Origin of the sequence: Exercitatus varius (assembly GCF_029577735.1) — a bacterium.
GTDB classification, from domain to species: domain Bacteria; phylum Pseudomonadota; class Gammaproteobacteria; order Enterobacterales; family Pasteurellaceae; genus Exercitatus; species Exercitatus varius.
The window spans coordinates 334,748-350,826 of the sequence record NZ_JARQTO010000001.1 but is presented as its reverse complement, the minus strand read 5'-3'; the positions used below and the strand labels follow the sequence as shown (position 1 = coordinate 350,826).

The following is a 16,079-nucleotide window of genomic DNA, read 5'->3' as shown; positions in this document are numbered from 1 at the left end:
CTGCGGAGGAATTTCAGTATATAACGTTCGCAGAGAAAAATCTTTCAACACGCGCTTATTAGCTTGAATAGAAAAATGGATAAACAATGAAAATTAACGCCAAAAGCATAATTTCACAAAAAAGTGCGGGCAAAAAAACGAAAGAATTTTTGCCCGCACTTTTGTATGTTGGTGGGTCGTGAGCGATTCGAACGCTCGACCGACGGATTAAGAGTCCGCTGCTCTACCACTAAGCTAACGACCCAAGAGAGACTTGAATTTAAGTGGAACGAATTCTATCACATTTTTTCAGCGCTGTATCAAATCAACCTCAAATTCCGTCATTTATTTATAAAAAGGATTAATTTTCGGGATATTCTTCAATCACAACAGGCAGTTCAAGAATTTTATCCAAGCGGGAAACAATAAGATTTACCGTTGTATTCGGGCGGGTGTTACTGATTAACTCCATCATCTGCGCCGGCGATTCAATATCCGCATCACCGTATTTAAGAATTAAATCGCCCGGGCGGATTCCTGCTTTGGCGGCCGGTGAACCGGCTTTAATATTTTCCACTAAAATCCCTTTGCCGAAATCGCGTTCTTGTCCGTTGCTGTAAAGAATATTGGTGCTGATGCCCAAATAACCGCGAATGACCCGGCCGTCGCGAATGATTTTGTGCATCACATCATTGGCGACACTAATGGGAATGGCGAAATTCAAGCCTTCCGCAATGTCATTCGGATTTTTGCCGATACTCAATGTGCTGATGCCCACCAATTCGCCTAGTGAGTTAATCAGCGCGCCGCCGGAATTGCCGCGATTAATCGAAGCGTCCGTTTGGATAAAATTCTGACGGCCGACGGTTTCGCCAATCGCATTACGTCCGGTGGCGCTGATAATGCCTTGTGAAACGCTCTGCCCTAAGTTATAAGGATTGCCGATAGCTAACGCCACATCTCCCACATGGACCGGCCGATCGGGATTTTGCGGAATAGTCATTAAATCATCGGCCCGCACTTTAAGCACCGCCAAATCCGTCAGACTGTCCGCTCCGATTAAATTCGCTTCAAAAGCGCGTCCGTCTTGCAACGCGATGATAATTTGATCCGCACTTTGAATCACATGTTTATTGGTTAAAATATAACCGTCTTTCGACATAATCACGCCTGAACCCAGGTTATTGGTAGTGACGTCACCGGCATCCAGATTGGCTTCGCTGCTGAAAGATTGGTTATACACATTCACCACGGCGGGCGAGGCAATGCGCACGGCCTCTTTGAAAGACATCACTTCGCCGTTTAATTGCATCGGCGAACCGCCGGTGAGTCGGGGGAGAACAAATAAAATTAAACCGGCGCAAACCAAGCCGATTAAAGCCGATTGTAATAATTTTTTTATCATACTGATTTCCTTGTATAGACGGTTTTTAAATCTTCGCCGATTTTGACCGCACTTTGTAACGTCCATTGTGGTGCGTCGGCAAGACGGGTCACATGAGGCAGTTTGCATAGCCCGCGAGCTTGCTCACCGAGCAATTTCGGTGCGATATAAATAATCAATTCATCCGCCAGATTTTGTTCGATTAATGCGCCGGCCAGGGTTGCCCCCGCTTCCACCCAAAGCGTATTCATCTGACGGCGGCCTAATTCCTGCATAAGCGCAAAAAGTGCGGGAGAATTTTCCGTTGTTTTTAATCGAATGTGTTCGCAAAATGTCGGAAATGCCGACATATCCCGCGCGTTTTCACTGACCAACCAAACCGGCGATTCAATCTGAAAAAGCCGGTGATCCGGCCGCACCCGATGTCGGCGATCTAAAATCACTCTAACCGGCTGACGTAAATCCGCCGGCGAATATTCCGCCTGAACCTCTTGCGGCAACTGTTCCCAACGCACATTTAATTGCGGATTATCGGCGAGCACGGTTTCGGCGGTGGATAAAATCGCCGACGCCTGCGCGCGCCCTTCCTGTACGTCCGCACGGGCGATTTCGCCGGTAATCCATTTACTTTCGCCGTTCGCCATGGCTGTCCGCCCGTCCAGGCTCATGGCCAGTTTTAGCTGTACGAACGGTTTTCCCGTCCGCATACGTTTCAAAAATCCCCGATTAATGTTTTCGGCTTTTTCTTCCAATAATCCGACCGCACTTTCAATGCCGGCATCCCGCAACATCTGTAAACCTTTGCCCGCCACCTGCGGATTGGGATCCTGCATGGCGGCAATCACTTTTGTCACGCCCGCCTGAATTAACCCTTGCGCACAAGGCGGCGTGCGCCCGTAATGGGAACAGGGTTCTAACGTGACATAAGCCGTGGCGCCTTCGGCGTTTTCGCCGGCATCTCGCATTGCCATCACTTCAGCATGGGGTTCGCCGGTGCGGAAATGAAAACCTTTTCCTACAATTTTATCGTCTTTAACTAAAACACATCCTACGACCGGATTGGGTGTGGCGGTAAAGCGTCCTTGGCGGGCTAAATCAAAGGCAAGCTGCATATAAGTCTGATCTTGCCGGGTAAATGTTGTCATTTTTGACTCTTCTTTAATTTCTCAATTTCTTTGGTGAATTCATTAATATTTTCAAAACTGAGATAAACCGAGGCAAAGCGAATGTAGGCAACTTTATCCAGTTTTTTTAATTCGTCCATTACCAAATTACCCACTAATTTACTCGGCACTTCTCGCTCACCGGTAGTTTGCAATTGATGAATAATATGGCTGACGGCCTTTTCCACATCATCTTCGCTGACCGGGCGTTTGCCTACCGCCTGCTGAATGCTGTGTCGCAATTTGTCTTCATTGAAAGGCTCGCGCGAGCCATCGGTTTTCACAATTTTCGGGATAACTAATTCCGCAGTTTCGAAGGTGGTGAAACGTTCATGGCAGTTCGTACATTCGCGGCGTCGGCGCACCTGATAGCCTTCCGACACCAGCCGGCTGTCAATCACTTTTGTTTCTTCCGTCGAACAAAATGGGCAATGCATAAAAATTCCTTAAAAAACGAGAAAAATTTGACTTAGTTTAACAAATATCCGGCGAATTTACGATATGATTGATCCGGCAATTTACATGAGGAAAAGTCTATGAAAGTAACAAGTTCAGCTATTGTAAAAGGCGCATTTGAAGATAAATACGGCAAACGCGGCAATCAATTCACGCCGAACGGTATGCCGAGTTATTCCGTTCCGTTTGAAATTACCGATGCACCGGAAGGCACTAAATCTTTCGTTGTCGTTATGGAAGATAAAGATGCGATTACCGCCAGCGGTTTTGTCTGGATTCACTGGCTAATTGCCAATCTTCACCGTACTTCCGTCAGCGAAAATGAAAGCCAAACGGCGACGGATTTTATACAAGGCGCCAATTCCTGGGCAAGTAAACTGGGCGGATTCAGCATTGAAGAAGCTTCCGCCTATGGCGGTATGGCGCCGCCTAATTGTCTGCACCGTTATGAAATTATTGTCTATGCGTTAGACACGGATTTGGATTTGGCTCAAGGTTTCCGTTTCAATGATCTGCATTTTGCTATGCAAGGGCACATTTTAGCTCAGGCGGTCGTCATGGGCACATATGACGTATAATTTTGCTTCCTTTATCTATTTTGCCGCGGAACCGTCGCGGCATTTTTATATTTCAGCTCACCTTGGAAAGTCACTACCCTGAAATGAGTAATAAAAAACGATTGCAATTTTTGCCCAATACCTTACTATTTTAATCAGATTTAAAACCCGATAAAATTTGAGGAAATTATCATGTCTTTTGCACATCAAAAATTAGGCGAAATCGCCGTAGCCATTCCCGGCGCCACTCAACTTTTCCGCGAATATGATTTAGACTTTTGTTGTGGCGGTGCGGAAGAATTATCCGCCGCCGTACAACAAAAAAACCTGAATCTTGCTGAAATTGAAGCAAAACTTCTCGAATTACGGCAAAACGCGGCAACACCGGAAAACGACTGGACGACAGCAAGTTACGATGAATTCACCCGATTTATCGTGGCGCGTTTTCATGAACGTCATCGCGCACAATTACCGGAACTCATTCGCTTAGCCGAAACCGTAGAACGCGTACATGCGGAACGCGACGATTGTCCGACGGGCGTCATGGCGGAATTACAGGAGCTTTATGAGCATCTAAGCCAACACATGATGAAGGAAGAACAAATTCTTTTTCCAATGATTCGAGCAGGAAATTATGCCATGGCGACCATGCCGATTCGCGTGATGGAAGCGGAACACGCGGAAGCCGGCGATCAACTGGAAACGCTGAAAGCCTTAACCAATAATGTTACGGCTCCGGCAGACGCCTGTACCACGTGGCGTGCGCTTTATGCCGGTATTTCAACCTTTATTGACGATTTAATGGAACACACACATCTGGAAAATAATATTCTGTTTCCGCGCGTACGTGCCGAAGTGTAATCGGTAAAAAGCATAAATTAAAAGGCGGGATGGTGAGCCAAACTCATATTCCCGCCTTTTGTCATACGGCTAAAGTGAAAATACCACGCGTAAACCTTCGCGTTTTCCCTGTAAATTCTTTCGATTTTCTAACCGCACTTTTATGCGATGTAACTCGGCGATGCGGAATACGATGGATAAACCTAAACCGCTGCCCTTTTCATTCTGTCCCGCCGGACGATAAAAACGCTGTCCGAGTTTGCCCAAATCCTCTTCATCCACACCGCCGCCGTTGTCTTCCACCAAAATCTCCGATTTTTTTAACCGCACTTTAATATCCGTTCCTTCGGGACAATATTTCATCGCGTTATCAATTACATTGCGTAACATCAGAGATAACAACAAAGGTTGCCCTTTTTGAACAGCCGGCGTTTCCACGAGTTCGAAAGATAAATTCATCCGCCGTTTTTCCGCACTGAAATACAACTCACCAATCAGCGATGGAATCAGTTGTTCCCAATGAATATCTTCCAGATTATCAAGTTGCTGTAAATTATCCAACCGAGACAACGTCAATAATTGTTCGATAAGCTGTGTGGCGCGATCGATGCCGCCGGTCAGGTTACGCAGCGCGTCTTCCCGCAATTTTTCATCATCTTCCGCCATTTGTGCGATTTCCGCCTGAATGCGCAATCCTGCCAGCGGACTGCGTAATTCGTGAGCGGCATCGGAAGTAAAACGGCGTTCGCGCAGCAACATATCGGAAGTGCGGCTGAAAAACTGATTCAACCCGTTTACTAACGGCAAAATTTCATTCGGTACGTTTTGCGTGGAAAGCAGCGTTTGCGATTCGGGCGAACGCTTGCGCATTTCGTCTCCTACGCGTTTTAACGCTTTCAGTTCTTTGGTAATCAGAAAAACAATCAACGCAATCAACAACGGCAAACCGGCAATCCATACCCACATTTGCCCGAAAACCATGTTTTGTACGATTTCGTTGCGGTAATCGATTTGCTGCCCGACGGCAATCATCAATCTTCCGTTATCCGACGGCAGCCAGAAAATGCGCCATAAATCATTTTCACCGCGAGGTTTAGCCAGGGTAAAACCCGGCCGCGGCGCAAACTGAATATTATCGCCTTTGGCGTCATCCCCGGCAATGAACTGTCCGTGACGAGTAAAAATAGCAAAAGCAAGCGCATTATCATCGTAACTTCTCGGTCTTACCCGATATCCGCCGCGATAACGGTGACGAAGTTGCCGATCTAACAACATACCGCCCAGATCGGAAGAAGCTAACCGTTTGGCAAATAAAATCTGCTGCGCATCAAATACTTCATTGACTTCGTTTTTCGCCTGAAACCAGGCAATCGCCGTCGCCAGAGACCAAATAATCAGCGCCGCCAACGATAAAATGACAATCAAACGGAAGCGTAAACTACGCATTTTCAGCAGTTTCATCGTTTTTTCCTAAGACATAACCCACGCCGTGTACCGTGCGGATAAACTGTTTACCCAATTTTTTGCGCAAATTATACATATGCACTTCCAACGCGTTACTGCTGATGTCTTCATCCCAGTTATACAGTTTTTCTTCAATAAAAGAACGGCTTAATACGCGTTCTTTATTCAGCATAAATAATTCGAGCAACTTGTATTCGCGGGTAGTAAGAAAAACCTCTTCGTCCCGTAACGTGACGCGGTGATTATTCGGATCAAACTTAACCAAACTGTGCTCGATAATCGGATTGCTTTGTCCGTAACGGCGCCGAATCAACGCTTGCAGCCGCGCCACCACCTCGGCTAAGGCAAAAGGCTTGCATAAATAATCGTCCGCGCCCATTTGTAAACCGTTGACCCGTTCGTCTAAGGTGTCGCGCGCCGTTAAAATCAATACGGGAACATCGAGACCGTCGCGCCGCCATTGTTGTAATATCGCCAAGCCGTCCATTTTAGGCAAAGTCAAATCCAGTACAACCGCATCGTAAGGCGCGGATTTTGCCGCTTCCAGGCCGGTTTTGCCGTCCGTAAACCAATCCACGGAAAAGCCCGACTTGGTCAGCCCGATATTTAATCCGTTTCCGATTAACGGGTCATCTTCGATTAATAAAACTCTCATTTTTTTGACCGCACTTTTATCCGATATTCGTTTTGTCCCAATCAGTTTAACAAAAAAGCGACATGACTGCCGCTTTCTTTCATTTAATTATTGGCTTTTGGCCGGTTTGGTTTCGTCCGTCGATTCGACACTGAGCGCCAGCACTTCGGTTTTACCCCAGGATTTTTCCACGCCTGCCGTAATGCGGACCTTATCTTTCGGTGTGACGACGTCACGCCATGCGCGACGCGGAATTTCCAGCGTCAATTCACCCGAAGCGTCTTTAAATACGAAATATTTTCTGCCCGTTTGTTTAACGATATTGCCTTCCAGAATGATGAGCTGATCATCTTGCCATTTTTCCGCATCCACCACTTTTGTCGGTTCGTTAGATGCGTAGAAACCGCTCCAATCCGAATTGGCAAAACCTTCTTGCATGCAATAATTATTCGGCATCATGCCGCGATGATAGGATCCCCGCATCGGATGGCCCATTCTAAAATCCCGTTGGCAGTTCCGATCGCAAGGTAATCCGTTTCTCATATATTGCGCGCGTGGCGGCAATCCGGCGGCATTCATATCGTTAGTCGCCGGCATTTCCACTTTTTCGCTCGTCGATTGATCCGTTAAATTGGCAAATCCCGGTTGAGGTTCTGCGGCATAAGCAAAAACGGCGGCGCCAATCAAAGATAAGGTTAGAATTGAAACTAAATTGGCTTTTTTCATGGTAATCCTCCTTAAAGAACATCCGTAAGCAATAGGATTATTGCTTTTGCTGAACATATTAAAACAAGGAAACCTTAAGAAAAAATGAAGAGAAGAAGAATTTTAAACAAACAAAAAATAAAACGGAAAAACGATCAAAAATCCTACCGCACTTATCAACACCGCCGCTTTAAACTTCCAATGCCGGGTTTTGTGACGGTAATGTTGCATGCCCAAATGCACGCCGATAAATCCGCCTACAAAGCATAGAAGAAAAAAGACGTATTCGGGCACGCGCCATTCTTTATTAACGGCACGTTGTTTATCCGAGCGTATTAATAAATAAGCGGCGATATTCACCGCCGCCGTATAAAGGATTAACGTCCAATAAAACATTAGTTGCCGTAAACCGGTAAACGTTTGCAGATGTCTAACACTTTGGCTTTGGTATCAGCAATGACTTGTTCGTGATTGTCTTTGCCGATGCTTTCCAATACGTCGCACATCCAACCGGCTAAGGTTGCCGCATCCGTTTCGGTAAACCCGCGACGAGTAATTGACGGCGAACCGACACGGATACCGGAAGTCACAAACGGTTTTTGCGGATCGTTCGGTACGGAGTTTTTATTCACCGTAATATTGGCGGCGCCTAACGCGGCATCCGCTTGTTTACCGGTTAACCCCTGTTTGATGAAACTGACCAGGAACAAATGGTTTTCGGTGCCGTTAGACACCACATCGAAACCGCGCTGTTTAAACACTTCCACCATGGCTTTGGCGTTTTTCAGAACTTGTGCCTGATACGCTTTGAAAGACGGATCCAACGCTTCTTTGAAGCATACCGCTTTCGCCGCAATCACATGCATTAACGGACCGCCTTGGTTCGCCGGAAAAACGGCACTGTTTAATTTTTTATAGATCTCTTCGTCGCCGCAGGCGGATAAAATCAAACCGCCGCGCGGTCCTGCCAAGGTTTTATGAGTGGTAGTGGTAACCACATGGGCATGCGGCAACGGATTCGGGTATAAACCTGCGGCAATTAAACCGGCCACGTGCGCCATATCCACAAACAGATAGGCTCCTACTTCATCGGCGATTTCACGCATTTTGGCCCAATCGACCACCTGAGAATAAGCGGAAAAACCGGCAACAATCATTTTCGGTTTGTTTTCTAACGCTTTTGCACGAACATCGGCATAATCAATCAAACCGTCCGAAGTGATACCATAAAGGACGGAATTGTAAATTTTACCGGAAAAACTCACTTTTGCACCGTGAGTTAAATGGCCGCCGTGCGCCAGATCCATCCCTAAAATGGTGTCGCCCGCATTTAATAAGGCGCCGTATACTGCAGCATTGGCTTGTGAACCCGAATGGGGCTGTACGTTGGCATATTCCGCACCGAATAAGGTTTTAGCCCGATCAATGGCTAACTGTTCCACAATATCAACATATTCGCAACCACCGTAGTAACGTTTGCCCGGATAGCCTTCGGCATATTTATTGGTCAATTGAGAACCCTGCGCTTCCATGACCGCCGGCGTGACATAGTTTTCCGACGCGATCAACTCAATATGTTCTTCCTGACGACGCACTTCATTTTGCATGGCGTCCCATAAAACCGGGTCAAATTCCGCAATGGTTTTCTTTTCTAACATGTGTATTTTCCTTCTAAATAAAAGAGACGGATGTAAATCGTTTGCGTCGCTTATTCTAACCTATTTCTTATTAAAAACGCATTAAAAATTTTTAATTGCGAAATTGCACGTTTTTGGCTAGAAAATCGTTTAAAAAATACCGATTTTCGCTTAGAATCAAATCATTGATGATTTTTTTACCAACCGGAGAACCAGCTTATGAGCAAATCTCTCAACTTCGTGATGATTTCTCCCCACTTTCCAACCAATTTCGAAACCTTTGCCACTCGAATGAAAGAATGCGGGATTAATACATTGGGCATTGCCGACACCCCTTATGATCAACTCAGCGACAACTTAAAAGCTTCGCTTACCGAATATTATCGTGTGGATAATATGGAAGACTACGATCAGGTTTACCGCGCCGTCGGCTATTTCGCTCACAAATACGGACGCATCGACCGTATCGAATCCCACAACGAATACTGGCTGGAACTCGACGCCAAACTGCGCACCGATTTCAATGTTTTCGGCTATAAAAACGACGACATGCTTGCTATCAAAACCAAAGCGCAAATGAAAGAAATTTTCCGCAAAACCGGCTTGAAAGTGGCGCAAGGCCGCGTGTTCGGCGATGACGATGACGCCCGTAAACTGGCGAAAAGTCTGAAATTTCCGGTTATCATTAAGCCGAATTCCGGCGTAGGCGCCAGCGATACTTATAAAATTAAAAGTGCGGTCGAATTAGAAGACTTTTTTGGCTACAAAAACCCGAATACCGAATACATTATGGAAGAATTCATCGACGGTGACATTGTCACCTTCGACGGTCTGGTGGATCACGACGGCAACATTGTCTTCCATTCCAGTCTCGAATATTCCGAAGCGGTGCTGGACACCGTAGAAAAAGACGGCGATATGTTCTATTACGTGCCGCGGGAAATTTCACCGGAACTGGTGGAATTAGGCAAAAAATGTGTGGAAGCCTTTAACGTGCGCGAACGTTTCTTCCATTTCGAATTTTTCCGCGTGAAAAAAACGGGCGAATTGTTACCGCTTGAAATCAACTGTCGTCCGCCGGGCGGGTTAACCATTGACATGTGGAACTACGCCAACGATTTTGACGTATTCCTTGAATACGCTCATGTTGTCACGGAAAATAAATTCTACGCAAACATCACCCATCCCTGGAATGTGGTATATATTTCACGCAAAGCCAACCAGAATTATGTGAATTCCATCGATGAAGTTTGCCGAAAATTCGGCGACAACATCATCAGCGTGCAAACCGTGCCGGGAGTTTTTGCCAAAGTGATGGGCGAGCACGGTATTCTGGCGCGTACCGAAACCATGGAACAATTACGTGAAATCGTGCGATTTGCACAAGCAAAGCAATAACCGTTAAAAAACCTATAAACGGTGAGCGACTAATCTACCCGTAAAAGGAAAAACTATGCATTTTGAAAGAAGAAACCATTGGAGCAGCGAATTAGGCCGTGAAATGTACTTTAATGTATATGGTCACGCAGGAAAACCGGTTATTGTGTTTCCGTCATCCGGCGGAAATCAGAACGAATATGCCAATTTCGGCATGATTGATGCCTGCCGCAGCTTTATCGATCGCGGGTTAATCAAATTTTATACGCCGGATTCTTATGATAAAGAATCCTGGCTGGCCACTTGGAAATCCGGACATGATATGGCGTTAGCTCATAACGCTTACGATCGTTATATCGTGCATGAACTGGTACCGTTAATTCGGCACGAATCCCAGTGGAACGGTACGATGATTGCCACCGGTTGCAGCATGGGCGCCTTCCATTCCGTTAATTTTGGATTACGTCATCCCGATTTATTCGATACGGTCATTGCATTAAGCGGTGTATATGACGCGCGTTTCTTCACCGGCGAATTCGGCGGTGATCAAGCGGTTTATTTCAATTCGCCGATTGACAATCTGTGGGGACAAAACGATAACTGGTTCCTGCAACGTTATCGCCAGAATCATTACATTATTGCCGTGGGACAAGGCGCCTGGGAAGCGGATCATATTTCCGATACCGCGCGCTTGAAAGAAGCGTTTGAAGCCAAAGGCATTCCGGCCTGGTTTGATTTCTGGGGAAATGATGTGGATCACGATTGGCCTTGGTGGCGGGTTCAAATGCCGTTTTTCCTGAGCAAACTGGAAGAACAGGGAATCATCTAATCGGAAAAAAGCGCAGCATAACCAATGATTGCGCTTTTTTATCGAAGTCAGCAAGGCAAAAAAACGTTAAATTTTTTGACCGCACTTTTGGCTTTTTTATCTTCCCATCAACGAGAACGCTAAAAATTCCGAAAAGTGATCCGCCCAGTATTTTTCATGGTGAATTTCGTTTGCCATAATTTTTAACCGAATGTTGTCCAGCGGATGGCCCGTTCGTAACAGCGATTGATAATAACGCAAAGTGCAATCGATATAAGCCTGATTCATATTGGAAATAAATTGGGAATCCGCTTCGTCTCCTTCGTTGGTTCCCACCTGAATGAAAACCCGGCTTTCGCGAATAATAGGATGACGGTGCATAAAATCTAAAAATGCCGGCTCATTAAACCATGAAGCCAGTGAAAATACGCCCAAATGACCGAAAACCTGCGGATAAGCCGCGCCCATATAAGCAGTGATAATACCGCCCATGGAGCTGCCGGCCAATAAGGTGTTCGCGCGATCGGATTTCGTGCGGTAATGGTGATCGATAAAAGGTTTCACCTCATTCACCACCCATTCGCCGTATTCATAACCCATGCCGCCCGCACGACGGGCTTCCTCCGTATATCCCACATCCGTTTGCCAGGGCGCATATTCGTCTAAACGTGCGCCTTCCGCATTATCAATTCCCACCACAATCATCTTCGGAAATTCTTTATGGCGCTTAAGCGTCGGAATCACTTTCCACGAATAGCCGGAATAGGATTCTTTGCTGTAAAACACATTTTGTCCGTCGTGCATATACAACACGGGATAATAATTATCGGGTTCATTGTGATAATTTTTCGGCAACAGCACTCGAATCCGGCGTTGATGGTTGTAATAAGGAACGTAAAGGAAATGTTCTTCCATTTTCAGATAAAAATAATCGGGATTATGGCGCATACTTCTGCCTTTTATAAAATCTAAAATAACGAAACCGGAAACCGAGCATAGCCAAAAATAAAAGTGCGGTCAAAAAATTTATCAAATTTTGACCGCACTTTAGCCGAATCACGGCGGATTAATCTATATCAAGCGGTTTGATACGCCAGATTCTTTCCGCATATTCCTGAATGGTCCGATCCGATGAGAAGAAGCCCATATTGGCAATATTGTGCATCGAGCTCATCACCCAGGCATCCTGATCTTTGTATTTTTCATCCACTAACGCTTGCGTATCCACATAACTGCGGAAATCCGCCAGTGTTTGATAATAATCCTGCGCCTGCGCGGAACTGCCTACCGGATTATAACGGGTCGGTTCTTTCGGTGAAAAATGTCCCGATACGATTTGATTAACGGCAAGACGTAAATCCTCATCATTAGAATAATAATCCATCGGATGGTAGCCGTTACGACGTAACTCCTCTACCTGTTCCACGGTATTACCGAAAATAAAGATGTTGTCTTTTCCCACGTTATCCAGAATTTCTACGTTGGCGCCGTCCAGCGTACCCAAAGTTAACGCACCGTTCAGCGCGAATTTCATGTTACTGGTACCGGAAGCTTCCGTGCCCGCCAAAGAAATTTGTTCGGAAATATCCGCCGCCGGAATGATCAGTTCCGCCAGGCTGACGCTGTAATTCGGGATAAATACCACTTTAAGCAGTCCGCGAATTCGTTCGTCGTTATTGATGATTTCGGCCACATCGTTAATCAGTCGAATGGTTTGTTTCGCCATGTAATAAGAAGACGCCGCTTTACCCGCCAGAATAAACACGCGTGGAACCCAATCTTTTTCAGGATTTTCCAGAATATGATTATAACGGGTGATAATGTGCAACACGTTCAACATTTGGCGTTTGTATTCGTGAATACGTTTGATTTGTACATCAAATAAGGCATGCGGGTTCACTTCGATACCGAGTTTACGCATGATGTATTTCGCCAGTTTTTGTTTGTTGGCGAATTTAATTTCGGCTAAACGGGTTTTCAGTTTAGGATCGATAAAATGTTCTTTTAAATTTGCCAACTCACTTAAATCTTTACGCCAGCCCAAGCCGATATATTCATCGAATAATGCCGCTAATTTCGGGTTGGCAACGGCAATCCAACGGCGCGGAGTAACCCCGTTTGTGACGTTGGTAAAGCGTTCCGGATAAATTTTGGCGAAGTCGGCAAAAGTGGAATCCACCATCAACTGAGAATGAATTTCCGCCACACCGTTAACCTTATGAGAACCGACGACAGACAACCAACCCATTCTGACTTTACGTTGATCGCCTTCTTCCACCAGTGAAACGCGACGGATAAAATCCATATCGGTCGTGACGTAGGTTTTCACATATTCAAGGAAATAATCGTTAATCTCGAAAATCATTTGTAAATGACGAGGCAGAATTTTGCTCATCATGTCCACCGGCCAGGTTTCCAACGCTTCGGACATCAAAGTATGGCAGGTATAGGAGAAAATCCGACGGGTCATTTCCCAGGCTTTTTTCCAAGAGAAACCTTCGTCGTCCACCAATATGCACATTAAATCCGGAATGGCTAATGCAGGATGGGTATCATTCAAATGAATCGCCACTTCTTCCGCTAAATTATCTAATGTGCCGTGAGTTCGTTTATGACGTTTAACGATATCCTGCAACGAAGCGGAAACTAAGAAATATTCCTGGCGCAATCTCAGTTCGCGTCCGGCCCAAGTGGAATCGTTCGGATACAACACGCGGGAAACGTTTTCAATTGAGGAACGATCCGCAATGGCGCCAAAATAATCCCCTTTATTAAATTCTTCCAAGTTAAATACATCCGCTGCGTGCGCATTCCACAGACGAAGCGTGCTGGCGGATTTCGTATCATAGCCCGGAATAATGGTGTCGTAAGCCAACGCAGTAATTTCTTCCGACGGCTTCCAAATACATTTTTTGCCTTCAAAATAAATGCTGCCGCCGAAACGGATTTTATGACGTTTTGACGGACGCACAAATTCCCAAGGCGCTCCTTTTTCCAGCCAGGCATCCGGTTTTTCCACTTGCTGACCGTTTTCGATGGACTGTTTGAACATGCCGTATTCATAACGAATACCGTAACCCATACCCGGCAAACTCAAGGTGGCAATGGAATCCATAAAGCAAGCGGCCAAGCGACCTAAACCGCCGTTACCCAAGCCCGGATCCACTTCTTTTTCCAGTAAATCTTCTAAATTGATATCCAGTTCTTTTAGCGCTTCTTTGGCAATATCGTAAATGCCTTCGGATAACAATGCATTGGAAAGAATGCGTCCGAGCAGAAATTCCATGGAAAGATAATATACGCGACGGGTATCTCTCGCTCTGAATTTTGTTGCCGTATCGATCCAACCTTCGGTAACCAAATCACGGATGGTGAGCATTAAAGCGTTCAGCCAATCGCGTTCACTGGCTTCCTGAGGCGAACGTCCGATGGCGAAAACCAATTTATACACCACAGACTTTTTAAAGGATTCCACCGTTTCTTGCGGTCTATCGTAGATAAACTCCAGATCCGTTACTTTATCCAACATAAAACATTCCTTCTGAAAATAAAAAACAAGAATAAAAACGACCGCACTTTACTCTTTTTTTTAAGTGCGGTCAAAAAAACATCAGATTTTACTGTACAATTCATGATAACGATGCGCCGCTACCTGCCAGCTGAAGTCCTGCTCCATGGCGACGGTACGCACAGCAAACCAAGTGCGTTGCTTGCTCCATAATGAGAACGCCCGTTGAATGCAATGGCGTAACGCTTCGGGATGCGCATCCTCAAAGACGAAACCGGTGGCGCAGCGCTCTTTGATATTTTCCGCGGTACAGTCCACTACGGTATCCGCTAATCCGCCGGTGCGACGAACCAACGGCAACGTGCCGTATTTCAAGCCGTAAAGTTGCGTTAAACCGCAAGGCTCAAAGCGACTTGGCACCAGAATTACGTCACCGCCCGCGACCATTAAATGAGAAAGCGGTTCGTCGTAACCAATCCAAACACCCACATTATCGGGATATTGTGACGCCAGCCAGTTTACCCAATCCTGTAAATGAGGCGCGCCGGAACCCAGAATCATCAGCTGTCCACCTTGATTCACGATTTCATCCGCGCATTGCAGCAGTAAATCCACGCCTTTTTGTTCGGTTAAACGGGTAATCATCACAAATACCGGCGTATCCGGATTTTGCGGCAAATTAAAGCGTTCCTGCAATTGCGCTTTGTTTTTCGCTTTGCCGCCCATGTTTTTCAACTTGTAATGATGCTGAATATAGGGGTCGTTATTCGGGTGCCAAATACTGTCGTCCACACCGTTTAACACGCCCGTCAGGCGACCTTGATGATCTAAAGTCGAAAGCAATCCCTGTAAACCGTAGCCGAATTCCGAAGTGGTAATTTCTTTCGCGTATGTCGGGCTAACGGCGGTGACCATATCGGAATAAAATAATCCCGCTTTCAAATAAGAAATTTCACCGTACAATTCCAGCCCGTTAATACTAAACATATCCGGCGGCAAGCCTAATTCGGTTAAATGGCGAGCGGCAAATTTGCCTTGGTAGGCTAAATTATGGACGGTGAACACGGATTTCGCCGGATGTCCTTTCGCTGCCAGATAGGCGCTTGCCAAGCCCGCATGCCAGTCATGAGCGTGCACGACTTCCGCCTGCCACCAGAAATCCAACCCTAACGCCAATTCCGAAGCGACCCATCCCAACAACCCGAAGCGTTTATAGTTATCCGCATAATCGTTATACCATTGATCATGATACGGGTTGCCTTCGCGGGCATATAAATGCGGTGCGTCGATTAAATAAACGCCGATGCCGTTATAAATTCCGTAGCGTAAAGTGACATGACCGGCGAAATTATCGAATTCCGCAACCACTACGGTATCGGGAATGCCGCGCCAAATTGCGGGATAAGCCGGAATTAAAATTCGTGCGTCATCCCCGATCTCTTTTTGTGCGGCGGGCAATGCGCCCACCACGTCGGCAAGACCGCCGGTTTTTAATAAAGGATAAAATTCAGAACAAACATGTAATATTTTCATACTTTTACTTTCCGATAAAGATGCGGTGCACATG

General features: G+C 46.0%; 15 protein-coding genes and 1 tRNA gene. 4 read left to right on the top strand and 12 right to left on the bottom strand.

Translation table 11 applies throughout. From position 1 onward, the window contains the following. Positions 1-169: 169 nt before the first annotated feature. The 4 genes from P7M01_RS01655 to nrdR form a co-directional block, all read right to left on the bottom strand. Positions 170-244: transfer RNA gene (locus P7M01_RS01655), tRNA-Lys, on the bottom strand. Between the two features lie 96 nt (positions 245-340). After that, on the bottom strand, positions 341-1,384 hold the full coding sequence (gene degS / locus P7M01_RS01650; protein WP_317477417.1) for an outer membrane-stress sensor serine endopeptidase DegS: 1,044 nt from the start codon (positions 1,382-1,384) through the stop codon (positions 341-343). Beyond that, positions 1,381-2,508: a bifunctional diaminohydroxyphosphoribosylaminopyrimidine deaminase/5-amino-6-(5-phosphoribosylamino)uracil reductase RibD gene (gene ribD / locus P7M01_RS01645; RefSeq protein WP_317482837.1), complete on the bottom strand. Its 1,128-nt coding sequence runs from the start codon at positions 2,506-2,508 to the stop codon at positions 1,381-1,383. Before ribD ends, degS begins: the two co-directional genes overlap by 4 nt. Beyond that, a complete protein-coding gene (gene nrdR, locus P7M01_RS01640) occupies positions 2,505-2,963 on the bottom strand; it encodes a transcriptional regulator NrdR (RefSeq protein ID WP_202937520.1) in 459 nt (152 codons plus the stop codon). Before nrdR ends, ribD begins: the two co-directional genes overlap by 4 nt. 99 nt (positions 2,964-3,062) lie before the next feature. On the opposite strand from nrdR, the gene P7M01_RS01635 reads away from it, so the two are divergent. Continuing rightward, positions 3,063-3,560 (top strand): YbhB/YbcL family Raf kinase inhibitor-like protein, encoded by a 498-nt coding sequence (locus P7M01_RS01635; RefSeq protein ID WP_317475313.1) that lies wholly within the window; start codon positions 3,063-3,065, stop codon positions 3,558-3,560. A gap of 171 nt (positions 3,561-3,731) precedes the next feature. Then, positions 3,732-4,400, top strand: coding sequence for an iron-sulfur cluster repair protein YtfE (ytfE, locus tag P7M01_RS01630; RefSeq protein ID WP_317482836.1), 669 nt, complete (start codon positions 3,732-3,734; stop codon positions 4,398-4,400). A gap of 69 nt (positions 4,401-4,469) precedes the next feature. Here the strand turns inward: ytfE and qseC are convergent, their stop codons facing one another. From qseC to glyA, 5 genes are all read right to left on the bottom strand, one after another. Then, positions 4,470-5,840 carry a quorum sensing histidine kinase QseC gene (gene qseC, locus P7M01_RS01625; protein ID WP_317482835.1) on the bottom strand — a complete coding sequence of 457 codons (1,371 nt, stop codon included), beginning with the start codon at positions 5,838-5,840 and terminating at the stop codon, positions 4,470-4,472. Further along, complete coding sequence (locus P7M01_RS01620) at positions 5,818-6,498, bottom strand: response regulator (RefSeq protein ID WP_317477421.1); 681 nt, start codon at positions 6,496-6,498, stop codon at positions 5,818-5,820. Before P7M01_RS01620 ends, qseC begins: the two co-directional genes overlap by 23 nt. Before the next feature lie 87 nt (positions 6,499-6,585). Then, entirely contained in the window at positions 6,586-7,203 is a 618-nt protein-coding gene (locus P7M01_RS01615) for a YgiW/YdeI family stress tolerance OB fold protein (protein ID WP_317482834.1), read from the bottom strand. A gap of 102 nt (positions 7,204-7,305) precedes the next feature. Beyond that, a complete protein-coding gene (locus P7M01_RS01610; RefSeq protein WP_317477423.1) occupies positions 7,306-7,578 on the bottom strand; it encodes a DUF1294 domain-containing protein in 273 nt (90 codons plus the stop codon). After that, a complete protein-coding gene (glyA, locus tag P7M01_RS01605) occupies positions 7,578-8,840 on the bottom strand; it encodes a serine hydroxymethyltransferase (protein WP_202937513.1) in 1,263 nt (420 codons plus the stop codon). Before glyA ends, P7M01_RS01610 begins: the two co-directional genes overlap by 1 nt. A 198-nt stretch (positions 8,841-9,038) precedes the next feature. Between glyA and P7M01_RS01600 the strand changes: the two genes are divergently transcribed. Both P7M01_RS01600 and P7M01_RS01595 read left to right on the top strand, forming a co-directional pair. Continuing rightward, a complete protein-coding gene (locus P7M01_RS01600) occupies positions 9,039-10,217 on the top strand; it encodes an ATP-grasp domain-containing protein (protein WP_317482833.1) in 1,179 nt (392 codons plus the stop codon). 55 nt (positions 10,218-10,272) lie between these two features. After that, entirely contained in the window at positions 10,273-11,025 is a 753-nt protein-coding gene (locus tag P7M01_RS01595) for an esterase family protein (RefSeq protein WP_317480996.1), read from the top strand. A gap of 96 nt (positions 11,026-11,121) precedes the next feature. Here P7M01_RS01595 and P7M01_RS01590 read toward each other — a convergent pair whose 3' ends face one another. From P7M01_RS01590 to glgA, 3 genes are all read right to left on the bottom strand, one after another. Further along, on the bottom strand, positions 11,122-11,952 hold the full coding sequence (locus P7M01_RS01590) for an alpha/beta hydrolase (protein ID WP_317477427.1): 831 nt from the start codon (positions 11,950-11,952) through the stop codon (positions 11,122-11,124). A gap of 118 nt (positions 11,953-12,070) precedes the next feature. Next, positions 12,071-14,533: a glycogen/starch/alpha-glucan phosphorylase gene (locus tag P7M01_RS01585; protein ID WP_317482832.1), complete on the bottom strand. Its 2,463-nt coding sequence runs from the start codon at positions 14,531-14,533 to the stop codon at positions 12,071-12,073. Between the two features lie 81 nt (positions 14,534-14,614). Continuing rightward, positions 14,615-16,045: a glycogen synthase GlgA gene (gene glgA, locus P7M01_RS01580; RefSeq protein ID WP_317477429.1), complete on the bottom strand. Its 1,431-nt coding sequence runs from the start codon at positions 16,043-16,045 to the stop codon at positions 14,615-14,617. Positions 16,046-16,079 lie beyond the last annotated feature (34 nt).